The organism is Sphingomonas benefaciens, from assembly GCF_052907485.1.
Map to the genome: position 1 here is coordinate 234,467 of NZ_JBREIC010000004.1, position 20,515 is coordinate 254,981.

Here is a 20,515-nt window from a genome sequence, read left to right on the forward strand (position 1 = left end):
GTGCCCATTGACGAGACTATCGATGACCAGCCAGCACGCGATCCTGACCGCCGAGGCGCATCGCGACCTGCGCATTCTGACCGAGCGTGACGCCGCCCTTGGCGATGCGCAGATGTGCTGCATCACCGTGCCGAGCGAATTCCGCGCGGTGCAGAGCGAATATCCGATCCTCTTCCGCCTCAACGATACCCGCGACCGCTTCACTGCGCTCGCCATGTTCGGCTTCGAGAATGGCGAGAACCTTTACTTGGACGGCGGGCGCTGGGACGCACGCTACCGGCCGCTGGCGATGGACATCCAGCCGTTCCTGATCGGTGGTGGTCCCGATGACGACGATGCCAAGCAGGTCCATGTCGACCTCGCCTCGCCACGCATCGCCGCCGGTGACGCCGGCATCCGCGTGTTCGACGAAATGGGCCAGCCGACGCCCTATCTGGAGCGTATCGCCGAACAGCTCGGCGCGCTCGACGAGGGATATCGCGGTTCGGCCGATTTCTTCGCGGCGCTGCAACGCCACGATCTGCTCGAACCCTTCACGCTGGAAGTCACGCTGGACGACGGTTCGACCAACCGCTTGGTCGGCTTCCACATCATCGACGAGGACCGCCTCGCGGAACTCGACGGCGCGGCACTGGCAGAGCTCAATGCCAACGAGCATTTGCTGCCGATCTATATGGCGATCGCATCGCTCGCTCATCTCGGCGATCTCGTCGCGCGTCGGAACCGGCGGCTGGCGCGTGGCTGAGGCCGATCCGGGTCCGCTCGCGGGCTTGGCCCGGGTGCCGGAGGAGCAGGTCGCCGACGCTGCCGCGCTCGACGCCCGGTTGCGTGGCGCGGAAACGCCGTTCGTGATCCGCGGCCTCGCCGCGGATTGGCCGCTGGTGAAGGCTGGCCTGCAGTCCGCCGACGCCGCGCGCGACTATCTGCTGCGCCACCACCGCGACCGGCCGTTCACCGTCTCGGTTGGCCAGCCGGGCAGCGGCGGCCGGCTGTTCTACGACGATGCGATGGCGATGAACTTCCGCACCTTCGACGCGAAGCTCCCGGAAATCTTCGCGCGGATGGCGGCCTTCGCCGGGCAGCCGCAGGCGCCGACCGTCTATCTCGCCTCGATCGACGTGCACCAGTTCTTCGACGGCCTGCACGCCGCCAACCACATCGACCTTGCTGATCGCGAACCGCTGGCCAGCATCTGGATCGGCACGCGCACGCGCATCGCCGCGCACAACGACGTGCCCAACAACCTCGCCGTGGTCGCCGCCGGCCGGCGCCGTTTCACGCTGTTCCCGCGCGAACAGTTCCGCAACCTCTACCTCGGCCCGGTCGACAACACGCCGGCGGGCCGGGCGATCAGCATGGTCGACTTCCACGCACCGGACCTCGAACGCCACCCGCGCTTTGCCGAGGCGATGGCGCATGGCCAGACGGTAGAGATGGCGCCCGGCGACGCGCTCTACATCCCGGCGCTGTGGTGGCACCACGTCGAAGGGCTGGAGGACTTCAACGTGCTGGTCAATTACTGGTGGCGCGAGACGCCGCGCTGGCTCGGTCAGCCGCAGGAGGCGCTCAATCACGCGCTGATGGCGATCCGCGACCTCCCTCCCGATCAGAAGGCGCATTGGCGGGACATGTTCGATTATTACGTCTTCCAAAACGACGATCAGGTCACCGCCCATGTGCCCGAAGGCGGCCGCGGCGTGCTCGACCCGATGACGCCCGAATTGGCGAGCCGGCTGCGCGGCTATCTGTTGCGGGCGCTCAGCCGATGACCACCGTGACACCGCGTCGCATCATTGTCGCCGGCGGCGGCACCGCCGGCTGGATGACCGCCGCGGCGCTGACCCGGACGCTCGGCCGCACTGCTACCGTCACCTTGGTCGAATCCGACGCGATCGGCACGGTCGGCGTCGGCGAATCGACGATCCCGCCGCTGATCACCTTCAACCGGCTGCTGGGGATCAATGAAACCGAATTCATGGCGGCGACCCAGGCGACGTTCAAGCTGGGCATCCAGTTCGACGGCTGGAAAGGTCCGAACCACAGCTACTTCCATGCCTTCGGCCTGACCGGCAAAGACCATTGGGCGGCCGGCTTCCAGCATTTCTGGCTGGAGGGACGCGCGCGTGGTCACGACCAATCCTATGACGATTACTGCCTGGAGCTGATCGCGGCGCGCGAGAACAAATTCGCCCATCTGCCCGACGACCGGATGAGCTACGCCTATCAGCTCGACTCTACCCTCTACGGCCGCTTCCTCCGCCGCATGGCAGAGGGCGACGGGGCGCGCCGCATCGAAGGCAAGATCGCTCGCGTCGACCTCGATGGCGAGAGTGGCGACATCGCCGCGCTGGTGCTGGAGGACGGGCAACGGGTCGAGGGCGACCTATTCCTCGACTGCACCGGCTTCCGCGCGCTGCTGATCGAGCAGGCGCTGCACGTCGGTTATGACGACTGGACGCACTGGCTGCCGTGCGACAGCGCGATCGCGGTGCAGACCGAGAGCGTGCGGCCGCCGGTTCCCTATACCCGCGCCATGGCGCACGATGCCGGCTGGCAATGGCGAATCCCGCTGCAGCATCGCGTCGGCAACGGCATCGTCTATTGCAGCCGCTACCTGTCGCGCGATGCGGCACTCGACCGACTGCTCGGCAATGTCGAGGGCAAGGTGCTGACCGAGCCCAACATGCTGCGCTTCGTCACCGGGGCGCGGCGCAAACAGTGGCATCGCAATTGCGTCGCCATCGGCCTGGCAGGCGGCTTCATGGAGCCGTTGGAATCGACCAGCATCCACCTGATCCAGCGCGCGATCCTGCGCCTGATCCGGCTGCTGCCGGCGGCCGGGCCGATCTCGCCGCATGACGTCGCCGAATTCAACGACCAGCAACTGACCGACATGGATCAGATCCGCGACTTCCTGATCCTTCACTACAAGGTCACCGAGCGGCGAGACTCGCCGTTCTGGCGGCAGTGTGCGGCGATGGAGATTCCCGCCAGCCTGGCGCAGAAGATCGGCCTGTTCCGCGAGACCGGCCGCGTCTTCCGCCGCAACGACGAACTGTTCGCGGAGAACAGCTGGATCCAGGTGATGCTCGGCCAGGGTATCACCCCGGCCGCGCGACACCCGATCGCCGCCAAGCTGCCCGACGAGGAACTGGCCCGTTTCCTGTCCGGCCTGCGCCAGGGTGTCACATCGACGGTACGCGGCCTGCCCGCGCACGGCGACTATGTCGCGCGCTATTGCGGCGCGCCGCCCGCCTGATGGCGCGGCGTCGACAAGCGGTGACCATCCGCCACGTCGCGGCGGACGCTGGCGTGTCGTTGCAGACGGTCAGCCGCGTCATCAACAAGGAGCCGAACGTCCGGCCCGAGATGATGGCGCGGGTGCAGGACTCGATCGCACGCCTCGGCTATGTCCCGTCGATCGCGGCGCAGCGGATGGCGGGCTCGCGGTCCTATCTGATCGTCGCGCTCAACGACCGCGAGCGAACCATCGCCGGCTGGCGCGACCGCCAGGGCACCGACTGGGTCGACCAGATGCTGCTCGGCGGCATGCTGACCTGTGCCGAACACGGCTATCGCATGATCGTCGAATTGGTCGACACACACAGCGACCATATCGAGCGCGAACTGCTCGCCGCGATCGCCGCGATCCAGCCCGACGGCGTCATCCTGACCCCGCCGCATTCCGAGAACCCGCTGATCACGCGCCTGCTCGAGGAACATCGCATCGCCTTCGCGCGGATCGGATCGCGCAACGCCGGCCCCGGCTTCGCCGTCGCGATGGATGAAGCGGGCGCAGCGCGCATCGCCACCGAGCATCTGATCGCGCTCGGCCATCGCCGCATTGGCTTCATCGCCGGTCCCGACGAATATGAGCTGAGCGGCTGGCGCACCGATGGCTGGCGGACGACGATGGTGGACGCCGGGTTACCGACCGACGGCCTGCTCGCCGCCGGCGACTTCGGTTTCGCATCGGGTCGGGCAGCGGCGGCGGCCTTGCTCGGCAGCGCGGTGCCGCCGACCGCGATCATCGCCTGCAGCGACCAGATGACGCTGGCGACGCTGGAGCTGGCACGCGAGCGCGGGCTCGACGTGCCGGGCGACCTGTCGATCCTCTGCTTCGACGACACGCCGATCGTCCGCTTCGTCCACCCGCCGTTGACCGCGATCGTCCAGCCGATCGCCGAGGTCACCGCGCGCGCAGTGGAGCAGGTGATCGGCGATCAGTCGGGCGATGTCGCCGAACCGATCATCGTGCCGGCGACGCTCGCGGTTCGCGCTTCGACCGGCGCCCCCCGATCACCGGCGTGACCCGCCCGACCATCCTCGCGCAGCGGCTGGGGCAGGAAGGCGAGCCACTGGTCGTGATCGACGACTTCGCCGCCGATCCCGACGACCTGCGGCAGGCCGCCGCGGCCGCCACGTTCGAAGCCGCCGGCCACTTTTACCCCGGCGTGCGCGCGCCGTTGCCCGAGAGCTACTTCCGCGATCATTTCCCGGTCATCGCGCAGGCGCTCGGCCGCCGCTTCGGACCGCACCGCCAGATCGGCGTGATCGATGCCAGCTTCTCGATCGTCACCGCCCGGCCTGATGCCCTCGACGTCCGCCAGCGCGTGCCGCACGTCGACGCCTATGGCCGGGATCGGGTGGCGATGGTCCATTATCTCTCCCCCGCGCATCGCGACGGCACCGCCTTCTTCCGCCATCGCGCCACCGGCTTCGAGACGATCGACGACGCTCGCGCCCCTGCATTCTTCGATCGGTTGCAGGGGGAAGTCGCCGCCGCCCCGCCGGAGGGCTACATCCTCGGCGACACGCCGTTGTTCGAGCGGATCGGCATGGCGGAGGCACGCTACAACCGCGCCATCCTCTACCGCAGCCAGCTCCTGCACAGCGGCGCGATCGCGCCAGATGCGATCCTGTCATCCGATCCCGCCATCGGGCGCCTGACCGTCACCGCCTTCCTGTCGATCGGCTGACCGCGCCCGCCGGGCCTATGCCCCCCCGCCGTAGCGGACCAGCGTCTGGCGGATGCTGCCCGGCCTTGCGGCTGCCCCTGCCCCGTTGACCGGATGCGCGATCGTCCCTTTTCCGCCGCCAAGGGAAATGGTCGTCACATCGGACACGCGCACGCCAGGCGTGTCGGGTACTTCGACCGCGCTGGCGAGGACGATCGACGGATCGGCGGTGAAGTTGGCGTAGACGCCCATTCCCACCGCCTCGTGCCGGCGGACGTGATCGGCGACCTTGTACGCCGCCCACCCGCGCGGGGAATCCGCGCGCCAGGCGCGCTGGCTCGGCGGATCGTAGGGCAGTTCGTTCTGGTAGAAGAAGGTCCGCCCGTCCTCGCCGTTCCACAGCGTCTGCCAGCCCTGGAAATGCTCGACGAACAGCCCGTAGCAGGTAACGTGATCGCCATTGACGACCAGGCCGTGCGTCGCCCGGCTCTCGTCCCAGCCGACGTGGACGCGCCCGTTGTCGCGATCGCCATGATCGGCGCGCCAGATCCACAGATGGTCGCCGATGACATGGTGGCTGTTGATCTCCAGGCAGGTGCCGGCATTGCCGACCGCGGCACCGCCGACACGAAAGAAGAGGTCGGCGAGCAAGGTCGGATGGTCGCGGTGATCGCCGTCTGCGCCGCGCGGCCCGATCTGCACCAGCACGGGCGAATTCTGTGCCCCAGCATCAATCAATAGGCCGGCGATCGTCACCCCCGGCACGTCGGCGACGGTCAGCGCCGCGGTGCCGCCCTCGACCAGCAGCGTCGCCAGCCCGAGGCCGAGCACCACCGTATCGGCCCAGGTCACCCGCAGCGGCTCGCGCAGGCGGTAGACGCCCGGCGTCAGCAGCAGATGGCGCCCCGCGGCAAGCGCGCGGTTGATCGCCGCCACCGGGGTCGCCGGATCGGCGATCAGCACGTCGCGCAGCGGCACGTTCCGGCCGGCGGGTGCCCGGTCCCACGACACTCCCACCGCATCATGGCGCAGCGCCGGGACGAAGAGGCTCCACGCGCCGTCCGGACCGACGCACAGGAACGGCTTCTCCCGGATCACCGGCACGGACGGCAGCGTCGTATAGGGCGGCTTGGGGAAGCTCGTCGCCGGCGCGCCGGCCACACCCATGAACATCATGTTCCAATTCGCCCCCTGCCAGCCGCCGATACGGCTGTTGCGGGTGAACCATTGCTGCTGGGTGCCGGACCGGATCGTGCCGTCGACGCGACAGTCCGCCATGAAGCCGCCGCTCGACCAACCGCCGTCATCCAATGCCAGATCGCCGGCGAGATGGATGCGGCGATAGGGCGCGGCCTGCGACACTGCCCAGCGATCGGCGCCGTCGGGCGGTCGCACCGTCAGATTTTCCGCGCCGCGCCAGAAATTGACCAGCGCCATGCCGTTCGCCCAATCCGCCTCGGCATGGACGTGACCGGTCACGGTCACGTCGCCAGGCGTGACGCCCAGCCCGGCGACCTGTGTGAAGAAACCGACGTTGATGTCGAGGCGATGGCGTCCCGGCTTCAGCAGGATCGCGCAGCGCTGGTCGGTGAAATGCGCGCGCTCCTGCTCGCCGAACCAGCGGGCGATCGTCGCCGGCGCGTCCGGCGCGCCGGGATCGACGATCAGGACGTTCGGCCCAAGGTCCGGATCGTTGGCGGTCATCGCCAGCGCGGGCTTGCCGATCGCGCCGATCCCGATCGCCGCCATGCCGGCGACCATGTCGCGGCGCGTCACTGGCTGCATCCTACCCTCTCCTGCTTTTGACCAGCGCATCGCGCGGCGTGACAGGTTAGGCAACTGTTTCGTATGAATAACTGAGCGCGCGAAGCAGGCGCTGCGGCCAAGGCGCTGGGGCACGAGACACTTTAGGAGCTCGCAGGCTCTCGGCCCGGCACCGCATGGTGCCGTATGCACTGCCGATCCCGATGCGGGGGATCAGCGACGCGTCCGCGACGATCGTTGTCGATCGACCGCGTCGCATCTTCCCATTCGCGGAAAGACACGACGCGGCCGCATCGGTAGACAATTAGAAGCGGAACGCCGCCGTCGCGCGCATGCTGTGCCAGCGGAAGATGTTGTCAGACCGGATGATGTCCGTGCCAGCCGTATTGGGAGTGAGCACGAAGGGGTTGGTGGCTGCCGCCGACCCCTGGGTCACGCGGACGCGGAAGTCGTTATCGTTGTAGCGGTGGTACATATATTCGAGGCCGATCGAGAAATGGCGGCCGATCTGCTGTTCGATACCGCCACCGGCCAGGAAGCCGAACTTGGTGTCGTCGCCCGAAAGCGCGAAGGCGTTGGCGGTGTTGGTGGTCGTGAAGCTATGGTTGATCTTGGCATAGCCGGCACCGGTCGTGCCGTAGAATAGCGTCGTGCCGAAGGCGAGGCCGGCGCGCCCGCGGATCGACGCCTCGTAATCGACATCGCGGGTCAGCACGTAGCTGGCCGGTGTGCTCGAATAGCCGCTGGTGCTGTCTGTGATCTCCGACTTGCCGAATTCGCCGACGAAGCCGACCACGACGTGGCCGCGCTGGGTGTCGGCACCGATCCGCCCGTAATAGGCCCAACCGTCCTTGTCGTTGCGGCAGCCGCCGGCTGCCGGCGTCGCACCGCGTGCCGCACCGTTGCAGAAGCCCGGTGCAAAGGCGTTGGTGTTGCCGGCGGTGACCACGGTGTCACCGAAGCGACCGTCGAGGTTGCGGTCGAACAGCAGCCGCGCCCCCACCGGATTGGGCTGGACATCATAACCGCCCGCCGCGCCGATATAGACGCCGTTGTACGGCTCCGGGTCGGCGCTCATGTCCTGCGCGGCGGCGGGCGATGCCGCCATCGCCGCCAGGACTGCGGCCGGGATCAGGCCGAGGAACTTGGTGTGCATGTCGTAACTCCCTGTAGACAGCAACGAAGAAGAACCGCTCAGACGCCCGAGCTCTGTCGCACGGTACCGTTGACGCCCGACGGAAAGAAGCCGCCGCTCGTCGTCGACGATGCGGTGAGATAGACGATGTTGAGCACCTGGCCTGGCGTCCGGCTGAAGCAGATGCCGTTGCTGTCCGTCGGCACGATGTTCGACGTCGTGCTATCGCCTACGATCCCCTGGTCGAGGTCGGTCGATCCATCCAGGCTGTCGCGCGCGTCCGAGATTTGCCCGGCGGCGGTGCGCAATGTCGGCGTCTGCAGACCCTTGGCGTACAGCAGCGTGCGGACCAGGCCGGCGTGATAGGCTTCCGCCGCATGGATACCGGCCGCCGCCTCGACATAGGTCTTGTTGTTGATCGAGGCGATTGAGCCCTTGTAGGCGGTGACGCCGACGTCCTCGAAGATGAAGGCGCCGAGCAGGAAATTTTCATCGGAGGCGTAGGGATCGAATGTCCCCGTGCTGCCGACCACGCCGGCGGCGCGTGCCGCGGCGGTAAAGGCGCCCGACGCGCCGCCGTCGATGTTGATCGACGGCATCGCCACCGCCGACGAGCCGAGCGCGCTTCGCAGGAAGGCGACGTGCGCTGCTTCGTCGGCCGCGATCTCCCGGGCGTATTGCGCGACCGTCTGGTCGCTGAACGCGACCAACTTTCCGCCGGTGACGGTCCCCTGCGTTCCAGTGCCGCTGAGCTGCGAGTTCGGCAGGCCCGCTCCCGTGGCGGCGAACGAATAGAATTGCGCCTCGAGATATTCGAGGTTGAGCGCGAAGTTGAGCACGTCGGCGTCGGACACGGTCGGCGTGGGAGTCGGGAATGGCGTCGGCTGATAGGCGTTGTTGTTGTCGTCCTTGCAGCTCGCGAGCAGCCCGGCGACACCGGCGGTCGCGGCGGCGGCGCCGGCGGTGCGCAGGAACGCGCGGCGGTGGTGGCGGCGCTGTTCGGCCGCGGCGAGGACTTCGGTCAGGACCTGATTGTCGTGCATCGTCTGTCTCCCTGGGATGCGGGCCGGATCAGGCCTGGGCCGTGCTGGTGCGGATGGAGCCGTTGACTCCGGCGGGGAAGAAGCCACCCATGGTGACCGCCGCCTTGGTCAGGTAGACGATGTTGAGCACCGCCCCCGTCGACCGGCTGTAGGCGAGGCCGTTGCTGTCGACCGGCACGATGTTCGACGCGGTGCCGCTGCTGATGGTGACCGGCGAGATGCCCTGATCGTCGTCGCTGCTGCCGTCGAGGCTGTCGCGGGCGTTCGAGATGGCGTCCGCGCTGGTGCGCAGCGACGGCGTCGCAATGCCCTTTTGATAGAGCACGGTGCGGACGATCGCCGCGTGATACGCTTCCGCCGCCAGGATGCCCGCGGCGGCTTCCAGGAACGTCTTGTTGGTGATCAGCGGCGACGCACCCTTGTAGGCGGTGACGCCGACGTCCTCGAAGATGAACGAGGCGAGCAGGAAGTTGTTGTCGCTGGCATAGGGATCGAACGACTGGTTGGTGCCGACCAGACCCGCCGCGCGCGCGGCGGAGCTGAAGGCGCCGGTCGCCGACGTGCCGACGTCGATCGCCGGCTGCGCCACCGCGGCCGAGCCGAGCGCGCTACGCAGAAATGCGACGTGCGCGATCTCGTCCTGCGCAATCTCCTTGGCATATTGCGCGACGAGCGGGTCCTGGAACGCCACCGCCCGTCCGCCGGTCGCGCTGCCCAGCGTGCCGGTGCCGCTGGTCAGCGAGCTGTTGATGGCGGTGCCGAAGGCGGCGAAGGAATAGAAATTCGCCTCGAGATATTCGAGATTGAGCGCGAAATTGAGCACGTCGGCATCGCTCGGCGCGGTCTGGGCAGAAGCGGCGTCGGCATAAGCGAAGGCACCACCGACCGCGGCCGCACCCAGCACCATGCGGAACAGCTCGCGTCGTTCGTTGCGGCGGGTCACGCGCGCATCCAGCGCCTCCACCAGTTGTTCGCTCTGGGTCATCCGGCTGTCTCCCTTTGCTACGGCGAGGCCATCCCGGTCCCGCCAGCGAAGCTCGAGACTTCGCCCACGCGAGCTACGGAGCGGCGGATGCGGCGGATGCACGAATGTGAAAAAACTTTTCCCGCGCGACAGGTGCTTGCCCGCACCATTAACTTTAGTTAGCGCTTGGCCATGGAGAATGGCGCGCCCGAGAGCACCGACGACGCGCGCCACGCGCTGGTCGAAGCCTTGGTGGCGACGGGCGAGCAGGACCGTGCTGCCTTCGTTCGCGTATATCGGCTGACAGCGGCGAAGCTTTTTGGCATCTGCCTCCGTATCTGTGGTGATCGCACTGCAGCAGAGGATGTTTTGCAGGACGTATATGTCTCGGTCTGGAAGCGCGCGAGCGGCTTCGAACCCGGTCGGGCCAGCCCCATCACCTGGCTGGCGACGATCGCCCGCAACCGCGCGATTGACTGGCGACGCGCTAATCCCGTCCGTGATACCACCGGCGTAGACGACATCGCGTCGCTGCCCGAACCCTCGCCATCGGCCTGCGACCAGATGCTGGTCGAGGAATCCGACCGCCGCCTGCATTTGTGCCTCGACCAGCTGCAGGATTCGCAGCGGCAGGCGATTCGCGCCGCCTTCTTCGGCGGCCTGACCTATGCCGAACTCGCCGACCGGGGCGCCGTCCCGCTCGGCACGGTGAAAAGCTGGATTCGCCGCGGCTTGGGGCGTCTCCGAGACTGTCTCGATGACGACGCCTGACGATCCGGACATGACCGCCGCCGAACTGGCGTTGGGGGTGCTGGAAGGCGAGGAACGGGCAGCGGCCAACCGCCGGTTGCTCGCCGATCCCGTCTTCGCCCGCGACGTCGCGCGCTGGCGCGCCCATTTCGCCACCCTGTTCGCCGAGGTGCCGGAGGTCGCACCCCCGCCCCAGGTGGAGGAGCGGATCCTCGCGGCGCTGGACTCGGCGCAGGATCGCGACGTCGTTCGCACGCTGCGCCGTTGGCGGTGGTTCGGCGGCGGCATGTCGGCGATTGCCGCGGCGCTGCTCGTCACGCTGCTGACCCGTCCGGCGGCATTGCCCCCCCGCCCGGCGCCGCGGCCCGACGCGCCGCTCGTCGCCACGCTTGCGCCGGGCGAGGCGACGTCGATCGCGGCGGTCTACGACCGGGCTGCGGGTCAGGTGCGCACGATCGGCCGGATGGCGGTGCCGACGGATCGGGATGCCGAACTCTGGGCGATCGGCCGCGACGGCGTGCCCCGCGCGCTGGGCCTGCTGCATCGTGACGGCCGCACGCAGATCGTCGTTCGCGGCGTGACGATCGACCAGACGACGACGCTGGCGGTGTCGATCGAGCCGATCGGCGGCTCGCCTGGCCCGTTGCCGACCGGACCGGTCGTCGCGACGGGACAGCTCAGCCTGATCTGACCAAATCGGGCGGCGATGCATCCGTAGTGCCGGTGCGGCCGTACCTGTCGCCAGCGCCATTCCGGCGTAAGGAGAGACAGGATGAATCGGTATCTGCGCCCGGTGTTCGCGGCCGCGCTGCTGCTCAGCGCCGGCGGAGTGATGGCGAAGAGCAATCCGATGGTCGGCGGTGCCGCCATGTATTCGACCAAGACGATCGTTCAGAATGCCTCCCAGTCCAAGGACCATACGACGCTCGTCGCCGCGGTCCAGGCGGCGGGCCTGGTCGACACGCTGTCCGGCCCTGGTCCGTTCACCGTCTTCGCGCCGACCAATGCCGCTTTCGCCAAGCTGCCCGCGGGCACGGTCGACACGCTGTTGAAGCCGGAGAACAAGGCGCAGCTCACCTCGGTGCTGACCTACCATGTCGTCCCCGGCCGCATCACCGCCAAGGACATCGCCGCCAAAGCGAAGGCGAATGGCGGCACGGCGACCTACACCACCGTGCAGGGTGAGCCCCTGATGTTCCGCAAGTCGGGCAGCGGCTGGGCGATCATGGACGGCAAGGGCGATACCGGCCGCGTCACCATCGCCGACGTGATGCAGTCGAACGGCGTGATCCACGTCATCGACACCGTTATGATGCCCTGAGCGGCTAAAGGCGACGCGGCTAGGGGCGACGCGGCCAGGTCGGCGTCGCCCCGACCGTCGGCTGGGATACGGCTTTTCGACGACGGCATGGCACGTTCCCGGTCGCGGGCCGTTCGGCACCCGTTCGATCGACAGGAACCGCCATGACCGACCCGCGTACCAGCCAGCCGACCAGCTTCTCCGGCGAGCCGCAGCAGCCCCGCCCCGGCCTGGTCGCGGACATGAGGATCAAGCCGGATCATGGCGAGGAGAGCTATGTCGGCAAGGGCCTGCTGACCGACAAGGTCGCGCTGATCACCGGCGGGGATTCGGGCATCGGCCGCGCGGTGGCGATTGCTTATGCCCGCGAAGGCGCGGATGTCGCCATCTCCTACCTCGCCGACGAGCAGCGCGATGCGGACGAGACGCGGCAATGGGTCGAGAAGGCAGGGCGTCGCTGTCTGCTGCTGCCCGGCGACATTCGCGATCGCGATCATTGCGTGCAGCTGGTCGAGCGCACCGTCAGTGAGCTCGGCGGTATCGACATATTGGTCAACAATGCCGCGGCGCAGACGATCAATCAGGGCATCGACAGCATCGACGACGACGAGATGCAGGGCGCCTTCGCCGCCAACGTCTTCGCGATGATCCGCCTTGCCAAGGCCGCGGCGGCGCACATGAAGCCGGGCGCGGCGATCGTGAACACGACCAGCGAACAGGCCAAGGTCGCGGGCAAGACCATGATCGTCTATGCCGCGACCAAGGGCGCGATCTCCAGCCTGACGGTCGGCCTGTCGAACCTGCTGTCGGGCGACGGCATCCGCGTCAACGCGGTCGCGCCGGGGCCGATCTGGACGCCGATCCAGCCGATCGCCAAGACACCGCATGAGCTGGAAACGCTCGGCCAGGACACACCGCTCGGTCGCGCCGGCCAGCCGGCGGAACTCGCCCCCGCCTATGTCCTGCTCGCCTCGGCGGAAGGCAGCTATATGTCGGGCAATGTCATCGCGGTTACCGGCGGCGTGCCGATCTCGTGACGCCGACCCCAATTGACACGCGGCAGGCCCGCAACGAGGTGCATGATGATCGAAGCCTGGTGGAACGACACGCTGATCGCGCGCAGCGACGATACGGTGGTGGTCGAGGGAAACCATTATTTCCCTGCGGATGCCGTCGATGCGTCGCTATTGAAGCCGAGCGACACGACCAGCGTCTGCCCATGGAAGGGCATCTCCCATTACTACAGCCTCGCCGTCGGCGACGCGGAGAACCGCGATGCCGCCTGGTACTATCCCGATCCCAAGCCGGACGCGGAATCGATCCGTGGTCGCATCGCCTTCTGGAAAGGCGTCAAGATCGGGTGACGAAACGGCAATGCGGCCCGGCCGCCTCCCGGTCCGGGATCGGTCCGCAATCCGACTTAACGGCTCGGCCGGTTTGCGGTAGGGACCGGTGATGGCCGCTGCCCTTCCCCCGCTTGGCGACCCGTCGATTGGCGGACCGTCGGTCGTGCTGTTGCCGGAAACGCCGGGCTTCCTCGACGCGGCCAGCGTCTGCGGCCTGTTGATCGCCCGGCACGACTGGTCGGCGACTCCGCTGGGGCCGATCGATGCCTGGCCGGCGGCGTTGCGGACGATCCTGGCGACGCTGATCCGCTCGCCGCTGCCGATGGCATTGCGCTGGGGCGATGCCGGCGTGCTGCTCTACAACGACGCCTATGTGCCGCTTGCCGGTGGGCGGCATCCGCATCTGCTCGGCAGCTGGCTGGGCGACGGAACTGCGGACGAGACCGGCTTCGACGATCGCGTGCTGGCCGTATGTCGTGCCGGCGGCGCGCTGCGCTACCGCGACCAGCAGCGTATTCTGGCACGCGATGACCGGGCCGAACCAGCCTGGTTCGACCTCGATTTCTCCGCCTTGGTCGATGACATGGGCCGGCCGGCCGGCGTATTGTGCGTCGCGGTCGACGCGACGGACCGGGTCGTCGCGGCACGGCGCTCCACCTTTCTGCTCAAGCTCGGCGACGATCTGCGCACGCTCGATACGCCGACCGCGATCATGGCGCTCGCGGCGGCGCGGCTCGGCGAGGAGATGGCGGCCAGCCGCGTCTTCTATGCGGAGATCACCAGCCGCGGCTGGATGACCGTCGAGCGCGATCATGCCCGCGGCGTGTCGTCGATCGTCGGCCGCCATTCGCTGGAAAGCTTCGGCCCCGATCTGCTCGCCGCCTATCGCGATGGCGCGCCGGTCGTCGTCCGCGACGTCGCCGGCGACGACCGGCTGAGCGAGGGCGCGCGCATCGGCCTGCAGACGCGCGAGGTCGGCGCCTTCATCGACGTCGTGCTGTTCCAGGAAGACGAATGGGTCGGCCTGCTCGCGGTGCAGAACGCCACCGCGCGGGTGTGGACCAGCGGCGAGGAGGATCTCGTCCAGGAGGTCGGCGAGCGGGTCAAGGCGGCGGTCGAGCGGACACGCGCCGAGCAGGCGTTGCACGACCTCAAGGGGTCGCTCGAGCAGCAGGTGATCGATCGGACGGCGCAGCTGCGCCGCTACCATGCGATCGTCGATGCGACGACGTCGCCGATCTGCGCCTTCGACACCGACTGCCGGCTGGTCGCCTTCAACGCCGCGCATCAGAGCGAATTCCGCCGGGTCAACGGCTTCGAGACCAACATCGGCGATGTCTTTCCCGATCAGTTCGAAGGGGGGCAGCGCGCGACGATGCGGGCGCTGATGGAGCGCGCGCTGACCGGCGAGAGCTTTACGGTGACCGAGGCATTCGGTCGCGCCGGCTTGGGCACGCCGGCCTGGGAAATGTCCTATACGCCGCTGCGGGACGACAGCGGCCGCGTCATCGGCGCCTTCCACCAGGCGAAGGACATGTCCGCCGAACTGGCGGCCCGCGCCGAGCTGGAGGTCGCGCAGGAGGCCTTGCGGCAGAGCCAGAAGGTCGAGGCGATGGGCAGCCTGACCGGCGGCGTCGCGCACGATTTCAACAATCTGCTGACGCCGATCATCGGCTCGCTCGACATGCTGATGCGCAAGGGCATCGGCACCGCGCGCGAGCGGCGGCTGATCGACGGTGCGCTGCAATCCGCGGAACGCGCCAAGACACTGGTGCAGCGGCTGCTCGCCTTCGCGCGTCGCCAGCCGCTGCAGCCGACCGCCGTCGATCTGTCGCAACTGGTCGATGGCATGGCCGATCTGATCGGATCGACGCTCGGGCCGACGATCGCGGTACGGATCGACGCCGGCGACGACGTGCCGCCGGCCCGCGCCGATGCCAACCAAGTGGAAATGGCGCTGCTCAACCTGGCGGTGAACGCACGCGACGCGATGCCCGCGGGCGGCACGCTGTCCATTGCCGTGCGGCGCTGCGCCGTCGGCGCCGGCGCGACGCATGCGCTGCCCGCCGGCGACTATGTCTGCCTGGAGGTCGCCGACACCGGGGTCGGCATGGACGATGCGACGCGCCAGCGCGCGATCGAGCCCTTCTTCTCGACCAAGGGCGTCGGCAAGGGCACCGGCCTCGGCCTGTCGATGGTCCACGGCCTCGCCGCGCAGCTGGGTGGCGGGCTGACCATCGACAGCGTCGCGGGCGCCGGCACGCGCGTCGCTTTGTGGCTGCCGCCCAGCGACATGATCATCGCAACGCCCCTGGCCGATCCGCCGCAGCCGCATCGTGCCGGTGCGGGCGTGGTGCTGCTGGTCGACGACGAGGAGCTCGTTCGCCTCAGCACCGCCCATATGCTGAGCGACCTCGGCTATACCGTGGTCGAGGCGGAGTCGGCGGCGGCGGCGCTGGACCTGGTGCAGGCCGGGCTGGTGCCGGACATCTTGATCACCGACCATCTGATGCCCGGGATCAGCGGCGCGCAGCTCGTGCGCGAACTGATCGCGCGGCAGCCGGGGCTAAAGACGCTGATCGTCTCCGGCTATGCCGAAATGCACGGCATCGATCCCGGCATGGCGCGGCTCAGCAAGCCGTTCCGCAACGACGAACTGGCCGCCAGCCTCGCCGCGCTCGACCTGCGGCTGCAGCCGACCGGTTAGCGCGCGGCGGCGTCCGCCGCCGGCAACGCGGCCAGCCGCTTCGTCACCAGCGGCGCGATCCGGTCAGCGATGCGCGCCACGCCCTTGGCATTGGGATGGACGCCGTCGGGCAGCATCAGCTGGCGGTTGCCCAGCACGTCCTGCAGGATGAACGGGTCGAGCACCGCGTCGTGCGCGCGTGCCGCCTCCGGCCAGATCGCGTTGAAGCGCGCCGCGAAATCCGGGCCGAGGTTGGGCGGCGCCATCATCCCCGTCAGGATCACCGGGATATGCCGGCGCGCCAGCTCGTCGAGCATCGCGCTCAGGTTGGCGCGGGTCTCCGCGGGGTCGACCTGGCGCAGCACGTCGTTGCCGCCGAGACCGAGCATCACCAGGTCCGGCGCGGGCTTCAGCCGGTCGAGCGTATAGACGAGCCGCCGCCGCCCGTCGCCGGTGGTGTCGCCCGAGACGCCGGCATTGACGATCGTCGCGTCGATGCCCTGGCCGCGCAGCCGCGCCTGCACCGCGTCGGGCAGGCTCTCGCCGCGGCGCAGGCCGTAACCGGCGTACAGGCTGTCGCCGAACGCCAGGATCGTCCGCTTCGGCCCGTGCACCGCCACGCGCGGGATCGGCGTCGGCACCGGCGCGGCCGTGTCGGCGGGCGCCGGCACCGCATCGGGCTGGCGATCGCAGGCGGCGAGCAGCCACGCCGCTTGGAGAAGCGCGGCACCCGCCACATATGGCGTCCTGGTCATAGCTCTGATGGATTCCCCGCAATCATGGTCGCAGGCGATATGGTCATCCGCGCCGCGGATGTAAGGCTGACGCTCGGCGGCGCGACGCCGGTCGAGATCCTGAAAGGCATCGACCTGTCCGTCGCGGACGGCGAAAGCCTGGCGCTGCTCGGCGCCTCGGGATCGGGCAAGTCGTCGCTGATGGCGGTGCTAGCCGGGCTGGAGCGCGCATCGTCGGGACGGGTCGAGGTCGCCGGCACCGATTTCGGCACGCTCGACGAGGACGGGCTGGCGATCGCGCGGCGCGGCCGGATCGGCATCGTCCTCCAGGCCTTCCACCTGCTGCCGACGATGACCGCGCGCGAGAATGTCGCGGTGCCGATGGAGCTGGCCGGCGTCGCCGACGCCTTTGCCCGTGCCGAGGCGGAATTGACCGCGGTCGGCCTCGGCCACCGGCTCGACCATTATCCCGCGCAACTGTCGGGCGGCGAGCAGCAGCGCGTCGCCATCGCCCGCGCGCTCGGACCGCGACCGCGCATCGTGTTCGCCGACGAACCGACCGGCAACCTCGACGCGACGACCGGCGGCCGGGTCATGGACCTGCTGTTCGATCGCCGCGCCGCGACCGGGGCGACTTTGGTCATCATCACCCACGACCCCGCGCTCGCCGCGCGCTGCGACCGGGTGGTCGAACTCGCCGACGGCCGGATTGCCGCGTGAGCGGCTGGGCGCTGGCCTGGCGGCTCGCCCGGCGCGAACTGTCCGAGCGCTTCCGCGGCCTGCGGCTGCTGCTGCTCTGCCTGTTCCTGGGAGTCGGCGCACTCGCCGCGATCGGCAGCCTGGGCGATGCGATCGGCGACGCGCTGGCGGCACGCGGCCGGATCCTGCTCGGCGGCGACGTCGAGCTGGCCGTATCGCAACGGCTTGCCGACCCAGCGGAACGCGCCGCCATGGCTGGCGCCGGGCGGGTGTCCGAGACCGTGCGGATGCAATCCATGGCGGTTACCACCGGCGGGGCGACCGTGCCGGTGCAACTGAAAGCGGTGGACGGCGCCTATCCGCTGTACGGCCACCTGACGCTGAGCGACGGCCAAACGGTGCGACAGCCCGCCCCGGATCAGGTGTGGATCGGTCGCGCGCTCGCCGAGCGCCTGTCGGTCGGGCGCGGTGGCATGCTCCGCTTCGGTAGTGCCGGCTTCCGCATCGGCGGGATCATCGCCGACGAGCCCGACCGGCTCGGCGAGGGCTTCACCCTTGGCCCGGTCGCGATCGTCTCCCGCGCCGGGCTCGATCGTACCGGCCTCATCCAGCCGGGCAGCCTGTTCGCCGCCAAATACCGCATCGCCACCACGCGCGACCCGGCGCGGGTCGCCGCCGGCTTCGCCCGCCGCTACGCCACCGCCGGCTGGGAAACGCGCACCCGCGACCGCGCCTCACCGGGCGCCAGCCGCTTCATCGCGCGCATGGCCGAGTTCTTGACCCTGGTCGGGCTCGCCGCTTTGGTCATCGCCGGCATCGGTGTCGGCAACGGCGTCAGCTCCTACCTGGAGGCGCGGCGCGGCACGATCGCGATGCTCAAGGTGCTGGGTGCGACCTCCGGCCTGGTCGCGCGCGTCTATCTGCTGCAGATCCTCGCCGTCGCCGGCGTCGGCATCCTGCTTGGCCTCGCTGCGGGGATCGTCGCGGTGCCGCTGGTCGGGATCGCGGTCGGCGCGGTGCTGCCGGTCGCGCCCGGCCTGACGATCGCGCCCGCCGCACTGGCGCTGTCGGCGGCTTATGGCCTGCTGATCGCCCTCGCCTTCTGCGCGCGACCCCTGATCGCCGCCGGGCGCGTGCCGGCGGCGGCGCTGTTGCGCGGCACGTTCGACGCACGGGCGGGCGGCGGCTGGCGGGGATCGGTCTGGGCCATCGCCGCCGCCCTGCCCGTCGTCGCGCTGGCGCTGGCGACCAGCAGCCGCCCCGCCTTCGCAGCCGGCTTCCTCGGCGCGACCGCAGCGACGCTGGCGGTACTGGTCGCGATCGGTGTGGCGATCCGCGCGATCGCGGCGCGCCTGCCGCCGCCGCGCTCGCCGCTCGCCCGGCTGGCGCTCGCCGCGTTGCACCGGCCGGGATCGCGGACGGTGTCGCTGGTCGTCGCGCTCGGCCTCGGCCTCACCCTGTTCGTGCTGCTCGCCAGCGTCCGCACCAGCATCGACGGCAATATCCGCCAGACCATCCCCGCCCGCGCGCCCGCATTGTTCGCGCTCGACGTGCCGCCCGAACGCGAAGGCGAGTTCCGCCGCGTCGTGGCAGCCGTCGCGCCGGGCGCCCGCATCGCGACGGTGCCGCTGATGCGCGGAACGATCACTGGCTACGGCACCACGCGCGTCGCCGATCTGGCGACCATTCCGGAGGGAGCATGGGCGCTCCGCGGCGAACGCGGCCTCACCTTCGCCGCCACCCTGCCCGCCGGCAGCACATTGACCGCCGGCCGTTGGTGGAGCGCGGCGGAGGGCCGGCAAAGCCTGGTGTCGATCGACGAGAAGCTTGCGGAGACGCTGCATCTCAGGATCGGCGATCCGGTGACGGTGTCGGTGCTCGGCCTCGAACGCACCGCGCGCATCGCCTCGTTCCGGCGCATCGCCTGGGATACGCTCGGCTTTAACTTCATCATGGTCTTCTCGCCCGGCGCACTGGCCGACGTGCCCCACAACCTCGCCGCGACGATCGACATGCCCGCCGCCCGCGCCTCCGCCGTGACGCGCGCGCTGCTGCCGCGCTTCCCCTCCACCTCGGTGGTCGAGGTCGGCGGCGTGCTGCAACAGGTGCGCGACGTCGTCGGTCAGATGGCGACCGCAATCACCGTGGCCGCCGGCATCGCGGTGCTGGCCGGCATTGCGGTGCTGCTTGGCGCGATCGCGGCGGCGCGCGCGGCCCGCACCTATGACGCGGTGATGCTGAAGGTGCTCGGCGCCACCCGGCGCCAGGTGCTGGCGATGCAGGCGATCGAATATGCGGTGCTCGCGGTAATTGTCGGCCTGGTAGCGCTGCTGCTCGGCGCGAGCGCCGGCTGGTTCGTCGTCACCCGCGTCTTCGATTTCGTCTGGATGCCCGATTGGTCGGTGGTGCTGGCGACACTGCTGGCGGGCGCCGCGGGGACGATCGCGATCGGCCTCGCCGCGACGTTGCCGGTGCTGCGCGCGCGTCCGGCGACGGCGCTGCGGGCGCTCTAGCGCGCGATCAGGCCGCGCCGGCGGCGCCGTGCCGCGCATGGAGCAGCCGCCGTACGCGCCCGTCGGGCACCAGCCACAGCAGCGCGACCGCGGCGTAGATCAGCGCCGCCACCGCCGGTTCCGGAAACGACAGGACAATGCCGATCGCATAGAGGAGCGGCGACAGCTTGCCCTTCCAGTCGCGGCCGATCGCCTGGCGCAGCGGTGAGGCGGCGCCCTGCGCCCGCACGATCACCGCCTGCAACAGATACCAGGCGAGCGCGCAGCACAGCAGCACGATGCCATAGGCGGCGAGCGGCCACGGCCGCAGCCCGTGTTCACCGACCCAGGCGGTGGTGAAGGGGATCAGCGACAGCCAGAACAGCAGGTGGGAATTCGCCCACATCACCGCCCCGTCGACCCGCGGCGTCAGCGCGAAGAAATGGTGATGGTTGTTCCAGTAGATCGCGACATAGAGGAAGCTCAGCACATAGCTGAGGAATACCGGCGCCACCCTGACCAGCGCCGCCGGCGTCGTCGCCTCCGGCGGGTGCAGTTCCAGCACCATGATCGTGATGATCACCGCGACGACGCCGTCGGTCAGGGCCTTCAGCCGATCCGATTCCATGTCCCGTCTCTCCCCG

The 20,515-nt window shown here is 69.3% G+C and carries 19 protein-coding genes; 13 read left to right on the forward strand and 6 right to left on the reverse strand.

Translation table 11 applies throughout. The features are described 5' to 3' along the window. Positions 1 to 22: 22 nt before the first annotated feature. The 5 genes from ACU5AX_RS14505 to ACU5AX_RS14525 are packed head-to-tail and all read left to right on the forward strand — an operon-like array spanning position 23 to position 4,979. Complete coding sequence (locus tag ACU5AX_RS14505; RefSeq protein ID WP_446691519.1) at positions 23 to 745, forward strand: SapC family protein; 723 nt, start codon at positions 23 to 25, stop codon at positions 743 to 745. Continuing rightward, positions 738 to 1,769: a cupin-like domain-containing protein gene (locus ACU5AX_RS14510; protein ID WP_446691520.1), complete on the forward strand. Its 1,032-nt coding sequence runs from the start codon at positions 738 to 740 to the stop codon at positions 1,767 to 1,769. Before ACU5AX_RS14505 ends, ACU5AX_RS14510 begins: the two co-directional genes overlap by 8 nt. Continuing rightward, positions 1,766 to 3,259: a tryptophan halogenase family protein gene (locus ACU5AX_RS14515; RefSeq protein ID WP_446691521.1), complete on the forward strand. Its 1,494-nt coding sequence runs from the start codon at positions 1,766 to 1,768 to the stop codon at positions 3,257 to 3,259. The genes ACU5AX_RS14510 and ACU5AX_RS14515 overlap by 4 nt, the downstream gene beginning before the upstream one ends. Next, entirely contained in the window at positions 3,259 to 4,311 is a 1,053-nt protein-coding gene (locus tag ACU5AX_RS14520; RefSeq protein WP_198354675.1) for a LacI family DNA-binding transcriptional regulator, read from the forward strand. Before ACU5AX_RS14515 ends, ACU5AX_RS14520 begins: the two co-directional genes overlap by 1 nt. Next, complete coding sequence (locus ACU5AX_RS14525) at positions 4,308 to 4,979, forward strand: DUF6445 family protein (RefSeq protein WP_446691522.1); 672 nt, start codon at positions 4,308 to 4,310, stop codon at positions 4,977 to 4,979. The genes ACU5AX_RS14520 and ACU5AX_RS14525 overlap by 4 nt, the downstream gene beginning before the upstream one ends. Before the next feature lie 15 nt (positions 4,980 to 4,994). Here ACU5AX_RS14525 and ACU5AX_RS14530 read toward each other — a convergent pair whose 3' ends face one another. The 4 genes from ACU5AX_RS14530 to ACU5AX_RS14545 form a co-directional block, all read right to left on the reverse strand. Beyond that, positions 4,995 to 6,743, reverse strand: a complete 1,749-nt coding sequence (locus ACU5AX_RS14530) for a pectate lyase-like domain-containing protein (protein WP_446691523.1) — start codon at positions 6,741 to 6,743, stop codon at positions 4,995 to 4,997. 283 nt (positions 6,744 to 7,026) lie between these two features. Next, positions 7,027 to 7,878: an outer membrane protein gene (locus ACU5AX_RS14535; protein WP_446691524.1), complete on the reverse strand. Its 852-nt coding sequence runs from the start codon at positions 7,876 to 7,878 to the stop codon at positions 7,027 to 7,029. A gap of 38 nt (positions 7,879 to 7,916) precedes the next feature. Further along, positions 7,917 to 8,900 carry a ferritin-like domain-containing protein gene (locus tag ACU5AX_RS14540; RefSeq protein ID WP_446691525.1) on the reverse strand — a complete coding sequence of 328 codons (984 nt, stop codon included), beginning with the start codon at positions 8,898 to 8,900 and terminating at the stop codon, positions 7,917 to 7,919. A gap of 28 nt (positions 8,901 to 8,928) precedes the next feature. Further along, on the reverse strand, positions 8,929 to 9,885 hold the full coding sequence (locus tag ACU5AX_RS14545; protein ID WP_446691526.1) for a ferritin-like domain-containing protein: 957 nt from the start codon (positions 9,883 to 9,885) through the stop codon (positions 8,929 to 8,931). A 171-nt stretch (positions 9,886 to 10,056) separates the two neighbouring features. On the opposite strand from ACU5AX_RS14545, the gene ACU5AX_RS14550 reads away from it, so the two are divergent. From ACU5AX_RS14550 to ACU5AX_RS14575, 6 genes are all read left to right on the forward strand, one after another. Beyond that, the gene (locus ACU5AX_RS14550; protein ID WP_446691630.1) at positions 10,057 to 10,635 is read left to right on the forward strand and encodes a sigma-70 family RNA polymerase sigma factor; all 579 of its coding nucleotides are present in this window, start codon (positions 10,057 to 10,059) and stop codon (positions 10,633 to 10,635) included. Beyond that, a complete protein-coding gene (locus tag ACU5AX_RS14555) occupies positions 10,622 to 11,305 on the forward strand; it encodes an anti-sigma factor (protein WP_446691527.1) in 684 nt (227 codons plus the stop codon). Before ACU5AX_RS14550 ends, ACU5AX_RS14555 begins: the two co-directional genes overlap by 14 nt. 81 nt (positions 11,306 to 11,386) lie before the next feature. Continuing rightward, the gene (locus ACU5AX_RS14560; protein WP_198354669.1) at positions 11,387 to 11,935 is read left to right on the forward strand and encodes a fasciclin domain-containing protein; all 549 of its coding nucleotides are present in this window, start codon (positions 11,387 to 11,389) and stop codon (positions 11,933 to 11,935) included. Between the two features lie 143 nt (positions 11,936 to 12,078). Beyond that, positions 12,079 to 12,951, forward strand: coding sequence for an SDR family oxidoreductase (locus ACU5AX_RS14565; protein ID WP_446691528.1), 873 nt, complete (start codon positions 12,079 to 12,081; stop codon positions 12,949 to 12,951). Positions 12,952 to 12,996: 45 nt separating this feature from the next. Then, the gene (locus ACU5AX_RS14570) at positions 12,997 to 13,278 is read left to right on the forward strand and encodes a DUF427 domain-containing protein (protein WP_446691631.1); all 282 of its coding nucleotides are present in this window, start codon (positions 12,997 to 12,999) and stop codon (positions 13,276 to 13,278) included. 91 nt (positions 13,279 to 13,369) lie between these two features. After that, positions 13,370 to 15,967, forward strand: a complete 2,598-nt coding sequence (locus ACU5AX_RS14575) for an ATP-binding protein (RefSeq protein ID WP_446691529.1) — start codon at positions 13,370 to 13,372, stop codon at positions 15,965 to 15,967. On the opposite strand, the gene ACU5AX_RS14580 is transcribed toward ACU5AX_RS14575, so the two are convergent. Beyond that, complete coding sequence (locus tag ACU5AX_RS14580) at positions 15,964 to 16,701, reverse strand: arylesterase (protein WP_446691530.1); 738 nt, start codon at positions 16,699 to 16,701, stop codon at positions 15,964 to 15,966. The two genes, ACU5AX_RS14575 and ACU5AX_RS14580, sit on opposite strands and share 4 nt — an antisense overlap. Positions 16,702 to 16,725: 24 nt before the next feature. Here ACU5AX_RS14580 and ACU5AX_RS14585 point away from each other — a divergent pair, with 24 nt between their 5' ends. Together ACU5AX_RS14585 and ACU5AX_RS14590 are read left to right on the forward strand one after the other, a co-directional pair. Then, complete coding sequence (locus tag ACU5AX_RS14585; RefSeq protein WP_446691531.1) at positions 16,726 to 17,400, forward strand: ABC transporter ATP-binding protein; 675 nt, start codon at positions 16,726 to 16,728, stop codon at positions 17,398 to 17,400. Next, positions 17,397 to 19,892 (forward strand): ABC transporter permease, encoded by a 2,496-nt coding sequence (locus tag ACU5AX_RS14590; RefSeq protein WP_446691532.1) that lies wholly within the window; start codon positions 17,397 to 17,399, stop codon positions 19,890 to 19,892. The genes ACU5AX_RS14585 and ACU5AX_RS14590 overlap by 4 nt, the downstream gene beginning before the upstream one ends. 7 nt (positions 19,893 to 19,899) lie before the next feature. Here ACU5AX_RS14590 and ACU5AX_RS14595 read toward each other — a convergent pair whose 3' ends face one another. Next, complete coding sequence (locus tag ACU5AX_RS14595; protein ID WP_446691533.1) at positions 19,900 to 20,499, reverse strand: TMEM175 family protein; 600 nt, start codon at positions 20,497 to 20,499, stop codon at positions 19,900 to 19,902. Positions 20,500 to 20,515: the final 16 nt, after the last annotated feature.

Bases quoted from the DNA above. Each gene is read 5' to 3' on its own strand.
- ACU5AX_RS14505 (WP_446691519.1), top strand. From the start codon at position 23: ATGACCAGCCAGCACGCGATCCTGACCGCCGAGGCGCATCGCGACCTG.
- ACU5AX_RS14515 (WP_446691521.1), top strand. From the start codon at position 1,766: ATGACCACCGTGACACCGCGTCGCATCATTGTCGCCGGCGGCGGCACC.
- ACU5AX_RS14520 (WP_198354675.1), top strand. From the start codon at position 3,259: ATGGCGCGGCGTCGACAAGCGGTGACCATCCGCCACGTCGCGGCGGAC.
- ACU5AX_RS14530 (WP_446691523.1), bottom strand. From the start codon at position 6,743: ATGCAGCCAGTGACGCGCCGCGACATGGTCGCCGGCATGGCGGCGATC.
- ACU5AX_RS14535 (WP_446691524.1), bottom strand. From the start codon at position 7,878: ATGCACACCAAGTTCCTCGGCCTGATCCCGGCCGCAGTCCTGGCGGCG.
- ACU5AX_RS14540 (WP_446691525.1), bottom strand. From the start codon at position 8,900: ATGCACGACAATCAGGTCCTGACCGAAGTCCTCGCCGCGGCCGAACAG.
- ACU5AX_RS14545 (WP_446691526.1), bottom strand. From the start codon at position 9,885: ATGACCCAGAGCGAACAACTGGTGGAGGCGCTGGATGCGCGCGTGACC.
- ACU5AX_RS14550 (WP_446691630.1), top strand. From the start codon at position 10,057: ATGGAGAATGGCGCGCCCGAGAGCACCGACGACGCGCGCCACGCGCTG.
- ACU5AX_RS14555 (WP_446691527.1), top strand. From the start codon at position 10,622: ATGACGACGCCTGACGATCCGGACATGACCGCCGCCGAACTGGCGTTG.
- ACU5AX_RS14560 (WP_198354669.1), top strand. From the start codon at position 11,387: ATGAATCGGTATCTGCGCCCGGTGTTCGCGGCCGCGCTGCTGCTCAGC.
- ACU5AX_RS14565 (WP_446691528.1), top strand. From the start codon at position 12,079: ATGACCGACCCGCGTACCAGCCAGCCGACCAGCTTCTCCGGCGAGCCG.
- ACU5AX_RS14570 (WP_446691631.1), top strand. From the start codon at position 12,997: ATGATCGAAGCCTGGTGGAACGACACGCTGATCGCGCGCAGCGACGAT.
- ACU5AX_RS14575 (WP_446691529.1), top strand. From the start codon at position 13,370: ATGGCCGCTGCCCTTCCCCCGCTTGGCGACCCGTCGATTGGCGGACCG.
- ACU5AX_RS14580 (WP_446691530.1), bottom strand. From the start codon at position 16,701: ATGACCAGGACGCCATATGTGGCGGGTGCCGCGCTTCTCCAAGCGGCG.
- ACU5AX_RS14585 (WP_446691531.1), top strand. From the start codon at position 16,726: ATGGTCGCAGGCGATATGGTCATCCGCGCCGCGGATGTAAGGCTGACG.
- ACU5AX_RS14595 (WP_446691533.1), bottom strand. From the start codon at position 20,499: ATGGAATCGGATCGGCTGAAGGCCCTGACCGACGGCGTCGTCGCGGTG.